Source organism: Rhodococcus sp. NBC_00294 (assembly GCF_036163995.1).
GTDB lineage: Bacteria > Actinomycetota > Actinomycetes > Mycobacteriales > Mycobacteriaceae > Rhodococcoides.
On sequence record NZ_CP108043.1, the window covers coordinates 2,503,630 to 2,517,853 of the forward strand.

Annotated in this window: 12 protein-coding genes and 1 tRNA gene; 6 read left to right on the plus strand and 7 right to left on the minus strand. The window is 67.8% G+C overall.

All coding sequences use genetic code 11. The annotated features are described in order from the left end of the window. Positions 1 to 67: 67 nt before the first annotated feature. The gene (locus tag OHB23_RS11740) at positions 68 to 1,432 is read right to left on the minus strand and encodes a PucR family transcriptional regulator (protein ID WP_081821256.1); all 1,365 of its coding nucleotides are present in this window, start codon (positions 1,430 to 1,432) and stop codon (positions 68 to 70) included. Between the two features lie 35 nt (positions 1,433 to 1,467). After that, on the minus strand, positions 1,468 to 4,254 hold the full coding sequence (gene aceE, locus OHB23_RS11745; protein ID WP_239533026.1) for a pyruvate dehydrogenase (acetyl-transferring), homodimeric type: 2,787 nt from the start codon (positions 4,252 to 4,254) through the stop codon (positions 1,468 to 1,470). 370 nt (positions 4,255 to 4,624) lie between these two features. On the opposite strand from aceE, the gene OHB23_RS11750 reads away from it, so the two are divergent. The 4 genes from OHB23_RS11750 to OHB23_RS11765 all read left to right on the plus strand — a co-directional run bounded on the left by OHB23_RS11750 (position 4,625) and on the right by OHB23_RS11765 (position 5,921). Further along, positions 4,625 to 5,047, plus strand: a complete 423-nt coding sequence (locus OHB23_RS11750; protein ID WP_027505760.1) for a DUF3052 domain-containing protein — start codon at positions 4,625 to 4,627, stop codon at positions 5,045 to 5,047. Continuing rightward, the gene (locus tag OHB23_RS11755; RefSeq protein ID WP_204868236.1) at positions 5,047 to 5,511 is read left to right on the plus strand and encodes a peroxiredoxin; all 465 of its coding nucleotides are present in this window, start codon (positions 5,047 to 5,049) and stop codon (positions 5,509 to 5,511) included. Before OHB23_RS11750 ends, OHB23_RS11755 begins: the two co-directional genes overlap by 1 nt. Before the next feature lie 31 nt (positions 5,512 to 5,542). Continuing rightward, a tRNA-Val gene (locus OHB23_RS11760) sits at positions 5,543 to 5,614 on the plus strand. Between the two features lie 10 nt (positions 5,615 to 5,624). After that, entirely contained in the window at positions 5,625 to 5,921 is a 297-nt protein-coding gene (locus OHB23_RS11765) for a DUF1272 domain-containing protein (RefSeq protein ID WP_328811631.1), read from the plus strand. Between the two features lie 132 nt (positions 5,922 to 6,053). Here OHB23_RS11765 and OHB23_RS11770 read toward each other — a convergent pair whose 3' ends face one another. Both OHB23_RS11770 and OHB23_RS11775 read right to left on the minus strand, forming a co-directional pair. Beyond that, positions 6,054 to 7,211, minus strand: coding sequence for an iron-containing alcohol dehydrogenase (locus OHB23_RS11770; RefSeq protein WP_328809589.1), 1,158 nt, complete (start codon positions 7,209 to 7,211; stop codon positions 6,054 to 6,056). Positions 7,212 to 7,317: 106 nt separating this feature from the next. Beyond that, entirely contained in the window at positions 7,318 to 8,808 is a 1,491-nt protein-coding gene (locus OHB23_RS11775) for a CoA-acylating methylmalonate-semialdehyde dehydrogenase (RefSeq protein WP_042575241.1), read from the minus strand. 120 nt (positions 8,809 to 8,928) lie between these two features. On the opposite strand from OHB23_RS11775, the gene OHB23_RS11780 reads away from it, so the two are divergent. After that, the gene (locus OHB23_RS11780; RefSeq protein ID WP_328809590.1) at positions 8,929 to 9,834 is read left to right on the plus strand and encodes a LysR family transcriptional regulator; all 906 of its coding nucleotides are present in this window, start codon (positions 8,929 to 8,931) and stop codon (positions 9,832 to 9,834) included. Here OHB23_RS11780 and OHB23_RS11785 read toward each other — a convergent pair. Next, positions 9,828 to 11,297: an MFS transporter gene (locus tag OHB23_RS11785; protein WP_027505769.1), complete on the minus strand. Its 1,470-nt coding sequence runs from the start codon at positions 11,295 to 11,297 to the stop codon at positions 9,828 to 9,830. The two genes, OHB23_RS11780 and OHB23_RS11785, sit on opposite strands and share 7 nt — an antisense overlap. Positions 11,298 to 11,486: 189 nt before the next feature. Here OHB23_RS11785 and OHB23_RS11790 point away from each other — a divergent pair, with 189 nt between their 5' ends. Then, positions 11,487 to 12,866 carry an amidase gene (locus OHB23_RS11790; RefSeq protein ID WP_027505770.1) on the plus strand — a complete coding sequence of 460 codons (1,380 nt, stop codon included), beginning with the start codon at positions 11,487 to 11,489 and terminating at the stop codon, positions 12,864 to 12,866. 182 nt (positions 12,867 to 13,048) lie between these two features. Here OHB23_RS11790 and OHB23_RS11795 read toward each other — a convergent pair whose 3' ends face one another. Further along, positions 13,049 to 13,456 (minus strand): PaaI family thioesterase, encoded by a 408-nt coding sequence (locus OHB23_RS11795; protein ID WP_056445720.1) that lies wholly within the window; start codon positions 13,454 to 13,456, stop codon positions 13,049 to 13,051. Positions 13,457 to 13,499: 43 nt separating this feature from the next. Beyond that, positions 13,500 to 14,195 (minus strand): acetoacetate decarboxylase family protein, encoded by a 696-nt coding sequence (locus tag OHB23_RS11800; protein WP_222647301.1) that lies wholly within the window; start codon positions 14,193 to 14,195, stop codon positions 13,500 to 13,502. Positions 14,196 to 14,224: the final 29 nt, after the last annotated feature.

Sequence of the window (14,224 nt, forward strand, 5' to 3'; positions counted from 1 at the left end):
GTCGTATTTGTCAGAACCCTACAAACGCCCTGCAGGATGGGTCGCATCGTTCCTGGCGCAAGATCCGTTACTGTATGAGATTCCCAAATGTTCCGGCTGTGACTGTTGTTATCGGTGATGGGCTTTCGTTATGGGATTGCGACAGGCGACCCACTGTTGCCGCGATTCTCAGGACGTACGCATCACGGGCATTGGTGGGATCCCGACCAGTCACCTCCGCGATTCGCTTGAGCCGATATCGCACAGTATTTGGATGAACAAACAGTGACCTGGCACACGTCTCGACCGCTCCGCCGCAATCGAGATACGCATCGAGCGTGTCCGAGAGTGCCGATCCGGCAGCCTGGAGCGGCTGGACGATGAGCTCGTTGAGCGACGTGACCGCCGCCTGATCGCCCAGCAACGCTCGTTCCGGCAGTAGTTCACCCGCGTGCACCGGCCGCGGTGCTCCCCGCCATCCGACCACCGCCTGCATCCCCGCGAACGCCTCCACGGCACTCGAGTGCGCGGCGCCGAGGGTGCGGGTCGTCGGGCCGATGACCACCGGGGTGTCGGAGAAGTTGCGCATGAGGTCGTCGAGGAAGGCGGCACTGGTCGGGTCGCCGGAGAGATGACCGGAGACCACCATGACCAGACGCGTGCCCTGCACGACGGCGAGCGCGGCGCGATGGTGGCGCTGCGCCACCGTGTGCACGGTCCCGACGACGGAGACGCCCTGATCCGGTGGAGGCGATCCGACGAGCACGGTGGCCGGCGCGGTCGCGTCCCAGTTGAGGGTCGCGGCACGCGAGAGCATGTCCGAGCCCGTGTCGCCACGGACGACGGCGTCCACCACGAGGGCCTCGAGCCGGGTGTCCCACGCGCCACGCGACTCGGCCGCGCTCGCGTACACCGACGCGGCGGCGAATCCCAACTCGCGCCCGTAGCGCAGCACTGCTTCCGTGAGCGCGACGAGTTGCTGATCGTTGCGCGCCAGGGCCGGGAGCCACTGCTCGAAGAACTCCATGGCGACCCGGACCATGTCGACGGTCTGCCGCAGAGTCAGGCGCCGCGCCAGATCCTGCGGGATGACCTGGAACGCGTCGAGGCTGAAGCGGATGTCGCTGTCGGGGTTCTGCAACCACTCGAGGAAGTTGACGACGGCCGTCTGCACGAGCATCTGCACACTCGCGCGCTGCGACGCATCGAGGTCGCTCACGAACGGCAGCTGATCCTGCATCTGGGTCAGCGCCTCGGTGGAGAGCCTGCTGGAGAACTGCTTCACCCGTCGCAGCAGTGCATCGGGAAGCGGGACTCGTTGTTGTCTCGCGCGGATCGCGCCACCGGGTCGGTGGGCCTCCGCGGCGGCGCGGCGGAGTTCGCGGCGTTCCCGGACACGCTCCGATTCCCCCTCCGGCGAACCGTCGGGGGAATCGGGAGCGATGTCGGCCATGGCCACGAACTTACGCGGCGTGCCTGGTGCAACTGTCAGGCGACGCCCGGATCGGCCGTGGAGATCGGAGCGGCCAGGACGTCGTCGATCTGGTAGCGCTCGGCTGCCTCGACGGCCTTGTCCTTGTCCACCTCACCCGAGCGGGCGAGCGCGGACAGCACGGCGACGACGATCGACTCGGCGTCGACGTTGAAGTGCCGCCGTGCCGCGGTGCGGGTGTCGGAGAAGCCGAACCCATCGGTGCCCAGCGTCGTGTAATGGCCGGGAACCCACTGACGGATCTGATCCGGGACAGCACGCATCCAGTCCGACGCGGCGACGAAGGGTCCCTCCGCCTCCTGCAGCTTGCTGGTGACGTACGGGACGCGCGGCTCGTCGCCGGGGTTGCGCAGGGCCTCGGTCTCGGCGTCGACACCGTCGCGGCGGAGTTCGCCCCAGCTGGTCACCGACCAGACGTCCGCGGACACGCCGTAGTCCTCGGCGAGGAGTTCCTGCGCACGCAGCCCGGACGGCATGCCCACACCGGAGACCAGGATCTGTGCCTTCGGGCCGTCGGCCTTGCCCTTCTGGAACAGATAGATGCCCTTCAGCAGACCCTCGACGTCGAGGTTCTCGGGCTCCGCCGGCTGGCGGTACGGCTCGTTGTACAGAGTGATGTAGTAGAAGATGTTCTCTCCACCGAATCCCTCCACACCCTCGGTGCCGCCGTACATCCGGCGCAGACCGTCCTTGATGATGTGCGCGATCTCGAACGAGAACGCCGGGTCGTACGCGACGGCCGCCGGGTTCGTCGCCGCGAGCAACAGCGAGTGTCCGTCGGCGTGCTGTAGGCCCTCACCGGTGAGTGTGGTGCGGCCGGCGGTGGCGCCGAGCACGAAGCCGCGGGCCATCTGGTCGGCAGCGGCCCAGAGGCCGTCGCCGGTCCGCTGGAAACCGAACATCGAGTAGAAGATGTACAGCGGGATCATCGGTTCGCCGTGAGTGGCGTACGACGTGCCGACGGCCGTGAAGGACGACGTCGAGCCGGCCTCGTTGATGCCCTCGTGCAGGATCTGGCCGGTGACGTTCTCCTTGTAGGCGAGCATCAGTTCCGAGTCGACCGAGGTGTAGAGCTGGCCGTTGCGGTTGTAGATCTTGAGCGACGGGAACCACGAGTCCATACCGAAGGTGCGGGCCTCGTCGGGGATGATCGGCACGACGCGATGGCCGATCTCCTTGTCGCGAAGAAGTTCCTTCATGACGCGGACGAGCGCCATGGTCGTCGCGACCTCCTGCTTGCCGGAACCCTTCATGATCGACTTGTAGGTCGAGTCGGGCGGCATGGGCAGCGGCTTCGCCGACGTGCGACGCTCCGGGACGTATCCGCCCAGGGCCTTGCGGCGATCGAGCATGTACTGGATCTCGGGGGAGTCCTCGCCCGGGTGGTAGTACGGGGGCAGGTACGGATCCTTCTCGAGCTCCTCGTCGGAGATCGGGATGTGCTGGATGTCGCGGAACGCCTTGAGGTCGTCCAGCGTCAGCTTCTTCATCTGGTGGGTCGCGTTGCGGCCCTCGAAGTGCTTGCCCAGCGTGTAGCCCTTGATGGTGTGCGCCAGGATCACCGTCGGCTGGCCCTTGTGCTCCATCGCGGCGGCGTACGCGGCGTGGACCTTGCGGTAGTCGTGGCCACCGCGCTTGAGGTTCCAGATCTCGGCGTCGCTCAGATCCTTGACCAGTTCCTTGGTCCGCGGATCGCGCCCGAAGAAGTTGTCGCGGACGTAACTGCCGTCGTTGGCCTTGTACGTCTGGAAGTCGCCGTCGGGCGTGGTGTTCATCAGGTTCACCAGGGCGCCGTCGCGGTCCTTGTGCAGGAGCGTGTCCCACTCGCGGCCCCATACGACCTTGATGACGTTCCAGCCGGCGCCGCGGAAGAACGACTCCAGTTCCTGGATGATCTTGCCGTTGCCGCGCACCGGGCCGTCGAGGCGCTGCAGGTTGCAGTTGACGACGAAGGTCAGGTTGTCCAGACCCTCGGTGGCCGCCACGTGAGCGAGGCCTCGCGACTCCGGCTCGTCCATCTCGCCGTCGCCGAGGAACGCCCACACGTGCTGATCGGTGGTGTCCTTGATGCCGCGGTCGGCGAGGTAGTGGTTGAAGCGCGCCTGGTAGATGGCGTTCATCGGGCCGAGGCCCATCGACACCGTCGGGAACTCCCAGAAGTCCTGCATCAGACGCGGGTGCGGGTACGACGGCAGGCCGCCACCCTGATCCGCGTGGCTGTACTCCTGGCGGAAGCCGTCCATGCGCTCGGCCGGAATGCGACCCTCGAGGAACGCGCGGGCATAGATGCCGGGGGAGGCGTGGCCCTGGATGAAGATGTGGTCACCGCCGCCCGGGTGGTCCTTGCCGCGGAAGAAGTGGTTGAAGCCCACCTCGTACAGAGCAGCGGACGAGGCGTACGTGGAGATGTGGCCACCGACGCCGACGCCGGGGCGCTGCGCGCGGTGCACCATGATCGCGGCGTTCCAGCGGATCCAGGCGCGGTAGCGGCGTTCCATGGACTCGTCGCCGGGGAACCACGGCTCGTTCTCGGTGGGGATGGTGTTGACGTAGTCGGTCGACGTCAGCGCGGGAATGGACACACGCTTCTCACCGGCACGCTCGAGCATGCGCAGCATCAGGTAGCGGGCGCGCTGCGGCCCGGAGCGCTCGAGGAGCTGGTCGAAGGATTCCATCCACTCGTCGGTCTCGTCACTGTCGATGTCCGGAAGGTACGACGCCACCCCCTCTCGGATGACGCGAACACGGCCGTCCGTGCTCGCCTTCCTGGCGACAGCGCCCATCGCGGCGTCTGCCGCGTCGGTGCGCTCTTCCTTCGTCGATTCCGACAACGTGTGTTCTCCTCGATGTGGCGGGAGCATGGTGTGCTCCCGGTCCAGTGCGAGCCGGTCCTGTGACGCCGGCCCGCTGTGCAGCTTCACGGTGATCTGGGTCAATCTCGGGTGATCGAGGTCAATCCTGCCCCATCGGACCCCGCTTGGTGCAGGTGGTTCCCGATTGGGTAAGCGTGAAATCAATGCAACGGAAAAACGCGCAGATCGCCGCGTCGGCTTGCGCCGGGGCGCCCGACCCTGTTCGCTTTGACTACTGCACACTTTGCTGTATCGCCCGGTCGGTCTCGATCGGGTTCACGACTCGAAGGAGGACACGACCGTGGTCGCCGCGGCGGACGCCCAGAACTATGCCCAGAAGCTCGGAGTCACCCGCGACATGGTCGTGCAAGAGTTGGGTTGGGACGAGGACACCGACGACGACTTGCGGGCCGACGTCGAGGAGATGATCGGCGGCGAGACCGTCGACGAGGATTCCGACGAGGTGGTCGACGTCGTGCTGCTGTGGTGGCGCGACGGGGACGGAGACCTGGTCGACGCCCTCATGGACGCCATCACCCCCCTCTCCGACGACGGTTTCGTGTGGGTCCTCACTCCCAAGACAGGCCAGTCCGGCCATGTCGAGCCCAGCGAGATCGCCGAGTCCGCACCCACCGCGGGCCTCACCCAGACCTCCACCACGAACCTCGGTGCGTGGATCGGCAGTCGGCTGGTGCAGCCCAAGGCTCAGCCCACGAAGCGCTGATGACGCTCGAGGTGGGAGTCGAGGCTCCCGACTTCACGTTGAAGGACCAGAACAACCAGCCCGTCACGCTGTCGGACTATCGCGGCACCAAGAACGTGCTGCTGATCTTCTTCCCGCTCGCGTTCACCGGCACGTGCCAGGGTGAACTCTGCCGGGTGCGCGACGAGCTGCCGAAGTTCGAGAACGACGACACCGCGGTGCTCGCCGTCTCGGTCGGTCCGCCTCCCACGCACAAGATCTGGTCCGCCGAGCAGGGATACACGTTCCCGCTCCTGTCGGACTTCTGGCCGCACGGCGCCGTGGCGCAGCAGTACGGCGTGTTCAACGAGGACCTCGGGTTCGCCAACCGCGGCACCTTCCTCATCGACACGTCCGGAGTGGTGCGGTTCGCCGAGATGATGGGTCCGGGCGAGGCCCGTGACCAGGGGGCTTGGGAGAAGGCCCTCGCCACGCTAGATTCTTGAGCGCGTTCCCCGGCTCGGTCGGGGAACGACGGGGCGTATAGCTCAGCGGTAGAGCTCTGGTTTTACACACCAGCGGTCGGGGGTTCGAACCCCTCTGCGCCCACATCATGGACATGCGGCCCAATTGCGAACGGTGCGACGTGGATCTGCCCCCGTCGTCCGTCGACGCTCATGTCTGCACCTACGAGTGCACCTTCTGCACCGCCTGCGTCACGCGCCTGTCGAACGTGTGCCCCAACTGCGGTGGCGGCTTCGCCCCGCGTCCGGTTCGACCGGCTCGCGAATGGCGGCCGGGGTTGTCGGTGGCGCTGCGACCCGGATCGACCGTGCGAGTGCACACGCAGTACACCGAAGCGGAGCTCGACGAGTTCGTGGACCGGGTGAAGGGTGTGCCGCCGACTGAGCGGTGAACGGGTTGTCGTGCGCTGGGCGATGGGGTGCTGGGGCTGCCGGGCGCTGCGCCCGGTGTTGTGCGCACGCTGAGCGTGCGCACAACACCGGGCGGTGCGCGCGGGGGAGCGCGACGGGGCGGCGCCGACCGGTCAGAACACCTGCCGGTACAACTCCTCGATCTGCTGGGCGGTGGGGACCACCGGGTTGTTGTTCGGCGAGCCCGAGGCAAGTGCCTGCTCCGCCATCAACGGGACGAGCTTCTCCCACTTGTCCGCATCGAGACCGTGCGCGCTCGGGGATGGCACTTCGACCGTCGCGCAGAGGTTCTCGATGTAGGTGACCAGTGCTGCCGAGGCCACGTCGTCGCTGTCACCCTCATGTGCGGCGCCGAGTTGCCGCGCGCACTCCGCGTACCGCTCCGGGGCACCGGGTATGGAGAATGCGGTGACGGCGGGCAGCAGCATCGCGTTCGACAAGCCGTGTGCGACATGGAAGTGGCCACCGATGGGTCGGCTCATGCCGTGCACCAGACACACGCTGGCGTTGGAGAACGCCATCCCGGCCTGGGTGGACGCGGCCATCATCGCGGCGCGCGCCTCGGCGTCGTCCCCGTCGGTGTACGCGCGTACGAGGAACCGTCCGATGGTGCGCATGGCGTTGAGGGCCAACGCATCGGAGATCGGGTTCGCCTTCGTGCTGACGTACGCCTCGATGGCGTGGGTCAACGCGTCGACACCGGTGTCCGCGGTGAGGCGTGGCGGCATGGACATCGTGAGTTCGGGGTCGACGACGGAGGCGATGGGGAGGAAGGACAGGCCGGGGCACAGCATCTTCTCGTCCGACTCGCTGTCGGTGATGACGGTGAACTGCGTTGCTTCCGAACCGCTTCCGGCCGTGGTCGGGATGGCGATGATGGGCAGCGCCGGTCCGGTGTACGGGCCGGGTGCCTTGTAGTCGCGCATGACGCCGCCGCCCTTGCTCAGCACCGACAGTGCCTTCGCGGTGTCCATGGGGCTCCCGCCGCCGAAGCCGATGACGGCGTCCGCGTCGTGCGCTGCGACGGCGGCGACCCCGGCGGTGAGGGAGTCGGTGGTGGGGTCGGGAACCGTCTCGGCGAACAGCGCGCCGGTCTTGCCGGCGGCCGCGATGATGCCCATGACGCGGTCCGCTGCACCCGTGCTGACCATGAACTTGTCGGTCACGAGGAGGGGGCGCTCGACTCCGAGGTCGTCGAGTACCTGGCCGAGGTCCTCGACGGCGCCGGGTCCCATACGCAGGAAGCGGGGAAAGGAAATGGATGTCGACATCGTCGTCGTGCTCCTTCTCGTGATCGGGCGGTGCGTGATGCGGAAATGCCGATGCCGCACCGCCTCCCGAACTGCGGAGAGACGATGCGGCGCGGCGTGGACCTGACTAGTCGTTCTCGGGGAATCCCAGGTTGATGCCGCCGTGGCTGGGGTCGAGCCAGCGGGAGGTGACGGCCTTGGCGCGGGTGAAGAAGTGCACGCCCTCGGTGCCGTGGGCGTGGGTGTCGCCGAAGAGGCTGTTCTTCCAGCCACCGAAGCTGTAGTAGGCCATGGGAACCGGGATCGGCACGTTGATGCCGATCATGCCGACCTCGACCTCGTTCTGGAAGCGTCGAGCGGCGCCACCGTCGTTGGTGAAGATGGCGGTGCCGTTGCCGTAGGGGTTGTCGTTGATCAGCTGCAGCGCCTCGTCGTACGTGTCGACGCGGACGACGGAGAGCACCGGTCCGAAGATCTCGTCGGTGTAGATGCTCATCTCGGGGGTGACGTGGTCGATGAGGGTGGGTCCGAGCCAGAAGCCCTCGTCTCCGCCGTCGGCCTTGACGGTGCGGCCGTCGACGACGATGGTGGCGCCGGACTCCTCGCCCGCGTCGACGTACGAGGCGACCTTGTCGCGGTGCGCCTTGGTCACCAGTGGGCCCATGTCTGCGCCGCGGGTGCCGTCGCCGGTCTTGAGCGGGGTGGTGCGCTCGGCGATCTTGGCGACCAGCTCGTCTGCGATGTCGCCGACCGCGACGAGGGCGGAGATTGCCATGCAGCGCTCACCGGCGGAGCCGAAGCCGGCGTTGACCATGGCGTCGGCAGCGAGGTCGAGGTCGGCATCGGGGAGCACGATGGCGTGGTTCTTGGCGCCGCCGAGGGCCTGGACGCGCTTGCCGTGCGAGGTGCCCGTGGCGTAGACGTACTGCGCGATGGGGGTGGAGCCGACGAAGCTGATGGACTTGATGTTGCGGTTCTCGAGCAGCTCGTCGACGGCCGTCTTGTCACCCTGGAGAACGTTGAAGACGCCGTCGGGCAGGCCCGCTTCCTTCCACAGCTCGGCGATCCAGATGCTCGCCGTCGGGTCTTTCTCGGACGGCTTGAGCACGACGGTGTTGCCGGCGGCGATGGCGATGGGGAAGAACCACATCGGCACCATGGCCGGGAAGTTGAACGGGCTGATGATGCCGACGGGTCCGAGCGGCTGGCGCAGGGAGAAGACGTCGACTCCGGTGGAGGCGTTCTCGGTGAAGCCGCCCTTGAGCAGATGCGGGATACCGCAGGCGAATTCGACGACTTCCTGGCCGCGGCTGATCTCGCCGAGCGCGTCGGAGAGGACCTTGCCGTGCTCGGCGGTGATGATCTCGGCGAGTTCGCCCTTCTTCGCGTTGAGCAGTTCGCGGAAGTTGAAGAGGATCGCGGTGCGCTTGGACAGCGAGGTGTCGCGCCAGGCGGGGAAGGCGGCGGTGGCCGAGTCGATGACGACGCGGGCATCCTCGACGGTGGCGAGAGCGAGCTCGCCGGTGACCTGACCGGTGGCCGGGTTGGTGACGGGGGAGGTCTTGTCGGAGGTGCCGGCGAACGGCTTGCCGTCCACCCAGTGCGTGATCGTGTTCACGGAGATTCCTTCGGTCGAGTGCTGGCCTGTGACCTGAGTCTCCCTAGCAGAATTGCGTCTGTCAAAGGCCAAAGGCGCACTCTCGCGTGCAGATCTGCACGTGGTGGGTACGCTCACGGCATGTTCTCCGCCGATCACCTCCGCTTTTTCCTGGAGGTCTCGCGCCACGGGCGCCTCAACAACGCCTCGCGAGTGCTGGGTGTCGACCACACGACGGTGGGCCGCCGCATCACCAGTCTGGAGAAGGCGGCGGGCCATCGACTCTTCGATCGCACGCCGTCGGGCTGGCGGCTGACGGAGGCGGGGCGGCGCCTCGTGGGCTACGCGGAGACGGTGGAGTCGACGCTGATCGCGGCGTTCGAGGACCAGACGACGTCCGTGGGATCGCTGACCGGCTCCGTGCGGATCGCCGCCCCGGACGGTTTCGGTGCCTTCGTGCTCACGCCGCAGCTGACGCGGCTGCGCCGGGACCACCCTCGACTCGACGTCGAGCTGGTCACCGCCACGGAGCACGACGCGCTGAGCACCCGCGGCTTCGACGTCGCCGTGAGCCTGGAGCGGCCGTCACCGCGATTCATGTCATCGCGGAAGCTGGCGTCGTACGAGCTCAAGCTGTACGCGTCACCGTCGTACCTCCGCGCCGCGCCCACACTGGAGAGCCTCGACGACCTGCGTCGGCACGTCCTGATCTGGTACGTCGACGCGCTGTTGGACGTGGTGCCGCTGCGCATCCTCGACGCCATGCATCTCGACGGTCGACCGCAGTTCCAGACCAACAACATCACCGGGCACTGGCTCGCGGCCCGCCACGGGCTCGGGATCGCACCGTTGCCCAACTACATCGGCGAGCCGGACGACCAGCTGGTCTGCGTGTTGCCCGACGAGTTCGCCGTGCGCCGCGACTACTGGACCGCGATGCCTCGCGATCTCACGCGACTGGCGCGGGTGAAGGCCGTCGACGAACTACTGCGATCGATCGTCGCCGACGACGTGCACCTTCTGGCACCGGATGCGGACGATCAGTGAGCCCGTCGCGGTAGTGCGAAGACCAGGACGAACGCGAGCACGGCGAATCCGGCGCTGACTCCCATGGCGTGCGCCGCGCTGTCGGTGAACGCCGTCGCGACGGCGTCCTCACCGGGGCCCATGACGTTCAGCGAGCCGAAGAGGACGCTACCGATGATGGCGATGCCGATCGCGCTGCCGACCCGCTGCATCGTCGAGATGACACCGCTGGCGGCGCCCGCGTCGGGCCGATCGACCGTCGCGACGATGAACTGCGCATTGGGAGCGATGAAGGCGCCGTTGCCCAGGCCTGCGATGAACAGGGGCAGCAGCAGCTTCCAGTTGGTCAGGGCCGACGCATCGGTGAACAGCAGGACCAACCAGGCCCACACGAGTCCCAGGGTGACGAGGGCCGTGCCGAGCACCAGGACGTTGCGGCCGAGACGTTCGGCCAGCCTGTTGGACTGCGACGACGAGATGATGCTGCCGATCGCGAACGGGATCGACACCACGCCCGAGGCGAGGGCCGAGTTGCCGAGACCGGTCTGCCACAGGATCGAGATGGTGAAGAAGATCGACGTGAAGGCAGCGAAGTAGACGAGGGCGAGAATGACCCCGCCGGTGAACGCGGGCCGGGTGAACAGTCGCGGCGGGACAAGAGGGGTGCGGCCGGCACGCGAGTAGCGCACCTCCCACGCGCCGAACAGCCCGATGAGCACGATGCCGGCGCCGAGTGTCACATACGTCCAGGTCGGCCATCCGGTGTCCTGGCCCTCGATGAGGGGGACCAGGATCGCGACGAGACCTGCCGTGACGAGTGCGAGACCCACCCAGTCGATACCGCGCGCGGGGGCGTCGGGGGAGTCGATCTCGGAGCGGGTCGGCAAGATCTTCGCGGCCAGGATCAAGCCGATGAGTCCGAACGGCAGGTTGACCCAGAAGACCAACCGCCACCCGCTCTCGCTGCCGGCGGCCTCGATGATCAGACCGCCGATGATGGGGCCCAGTGCGGACGAGACGCCGATGACGGCGCCCATGATGGCGAAGGCCTTGCCCCGCATCTGCGGCGGGAACAGCAACTGGATGTAGGCGGTGACGGCGGGGACGAAGATGCCGCCCGCGAGTCCCTGCACGATGCGCGCCGCGACGAGCTGCAGATCGTTCTGCGCGAGTCCACACGCGAGGCTGGCCACCGTGAAGAGGGCGAGTCCGGTGAAGAACACCCACTTGTGGCCGATGCGGTCGCCCACCCGACCCGCCGGGATCAGTGCCAGGCCGAACGCGAGCGCGTATCCGGAGATGATCCAGGACAGGGTGGCCTCGGACGCGTCGAGGCTCGTGCGGATGGTGGGGAGCGCGACGTTGACGATGGTCGTGTCGAGCAGGGCGATGAACATGCCCATGAGCAGGACGATCAACGACTGCCAGGCGCGTCGGGAGACCGCGGGGGCCGCGTTGTCGGCCGAGGTGGAAGTGGTGGACACCCGAGAAACCTTTCGCACAGGACAGTAACTGACGACCGTATTCGGTGAAGACGTGAGTCTCGGACCGGTCGTGGCCGCATTCTCTAGAGTTGCGTGCACCACGGAGCGCGGCGCACGGGGTGCAGCGTTCCCCGCGGGACGCGCACGCAATCACCGCTTCGCCGGTGACGGAAGCGAGGGGGATCTTCGATGACACATGCGTTCACGGACGATGCGTTGGGGCGCGACGACGCGGTGGGGCTCGCGCTGCGAGTGCGCAGGCGCGAGGTCTCCGCCGCGGAGCTGGCGTCGGCGGCACTGTCGCGCATCGAGAAGATGGCCGAGTTGGACGCGCTGGTGGGGCCACCACTGACGACTCCCGTCGTCGGCGACCAGGCGGGGCCGTTCGCGGGTGTGCCGACGCTGATCAAGGACAACAGCGACGTCCGAGGGCTGCCGACGGGCCAGGGCTCCGAGATCATCCGTGCTCGTCCCGCGGACCGGCACGGTCCCGTGGCCCGCGAGATGCTCTCGATGGGGTTCGGTGTCATGGCCAAGACGACGCTGCCGGAGTTCGGTCTCAGCGCGTCGACCGAGTTCCCGACCCGGCCGCCCACCCGGAACCCCTGGAACACCGAGTACTCGACGGGCGCGTCCTCGGGCGGATCCGCGGCGCTGGTGGCGGCGGGGGCGGTTCCCCTCGCACACGGCAACGACGGCGGCGGCTCGATCCGGATCCCAGCGGCCTGTACGGGGCTCGTGGGCCTCAAGCCGTCGCGCGGCAGGTTCGTGCTGCCGGCGCTGGAGAAGCTGCTGCCCGTCGCGATCGTCTCCGAGGGCGTGCTGACGCGCAGTGTCCGTGACACCGCCGCGTTCTGGGCCGCGGCCGATCACGCGAGTGCACGACGCCTGCGACCGATCGGCACCGTGACGGGCCCGTCGGCGCGGCGTCTGCGGGTCGGTGTGATCCGGCAGTCGCCCGCGGGCGGCCCCACCGACGTCGAGACGCTCGCCGCGCTGGACGACGCCGCCGCGCTCCTCGAGCGCCTCGGTCACACGGTGGACGAGATGACCACCGTGCCGATCGACCCACGCTTTCCCGAGGACTTCGTCGAGTACTGGTCGTTCCTCGCCTACGTTCTGCAGAAGACGACGCCGCGTCTCGAGGGCCGCACGGAACGCGACTTCGACACGCTTACCGTGGGACTCGCGGACCGCTTCCGTCGTACGCGGTACCGATTGCCGTCGGTGGTGCGTCGACTGCGCAGGGCCGGTGCCGACTACGCCTCGATGTTCGCGAGCGTCGACCTGGTGCTGTCCCCGGTGCTCGGGCACACCACGCCGCGGCTGGGGCATCTGTCGCCGCACGTGCCGTTCGACGAGTACCTCGAGAGGCTCACGTCCTACGCCGCGTTCACTCCGCTGCACAACGTGGCGGGAGCGCCGGCGATGTCGCTGCCGCTGGGGCGCTCGAGCGCCGGACTGCCGGTGGGGGTCATGTTCTCCGGTGTGCAGGGCGACGAGCGAACGCTGCTCGAGGTGGCCTTCGAGATCGAGGGCGCGGCACCGTGGCGTTCCCTCGCCGACTGACACGAGAACGTCGCCCGTTCTCCGTGTTGCGACCCCCGACGGGCCGGCGGGTGCCTAGTGTTCTGGGACAGGGGGCGACCCGAGCCCGCTGACAGGCACGAACGTCGGAGGAACACATGTCCGCAGGGCTCGTCGACATCCTGATCCGCATCAGCTACCTGTTCCGCGGCTGGAGCTTCTAGTCAGGCGTTCGGGTTCGCCACGTTCTGCAGTCGCACCTGACCGCGGGCGATCTCCTTACCGGAGTCGGCGCTGGTGATGATCACCTGCCAGAGCTGCTGTACCCGACCCTGTTGCAGCGGGGTGGCGACCACGTCGACCCGCCCCTCGGTCATCGACCGGAGGAAGTCCGTTCCGTTGTGGACGCCGACGGCGAACTGTCCGCGGTCCGAGACCGCCACGCTCGCACCGATACTCGCGGCCGATTCGACGGCCGAGGCGTAGACGCCGCCGTGCACGACGCCCCACGGGGTGTGATGATCGCTCGTCAGATCGATGTGTCCGCGTACCTCGGTGCCGGTGGCCGTGGTGACCTGCAGCCCGGCTGCGGCGGTGAAGACGGTGTCGGCGAAGTTCTGTAGGTCGGTCATGGGGTCTCCTGTGTAGGCGGACCCACAGTCAACCCCAACGAGCTCAGCGTCGGTCGACGTGTCCACCGAACACGATGGAGGCGTCGGCGAGTGCCACGCTCACGGTCGGCGTGCGTCCGTGCAGGTGACCCAGCGGACCGTCCGATGCGAACGTCCACGTCGTCGACAGCGCGCGGGTGGTCGCGTAGATCGTGTTGCGGGACACGACGGTGCGACCGCCGAGGTGCTGTGCGGTGGTGAGCGGAATGCGCGGCGTGCCCGGTGTGAGTCGGCGCCCGACCCGCGCGTCGAGCGCCGCGACGGGGGCACCGTCGAAGGTCATGGACGCGGTGACACGCGGCCCGCTCGTCTCGCGGCGGAATTCGCCCAGATGCTTCGGTATGGACCACAGTTCGCGCCCACCGGTGCGGGACTGCGGACTGTCGACCCAGATGTGCGGGATGGTGGCCATGACGGTGAGGCCGCGCCGGACGAGTACCGAGCCGATCAACTCGTCGTAGGACAGGACGCCGCCCGAGGTGTAGCGCACGAAGGCCGCGGAGACGACAGCGTGCCCGCCGACCGTCACCAGCCGGGCATCGGCGTCGGACACGGCGGACACCACGTCCTTCGGGAGCTCGTGGACGGGAACGCGGTAGACCGACACCAGCAGGGTGCCGCCGAGGTACCAGGGCTCCGGCGGATACAGCTCGCCGTCCGCGCCGGTGTGCCAGTCCTGCGTCCGCGTCGACTCCGTCATGCGCACAGGGTAGCCGAATACGTGGACGT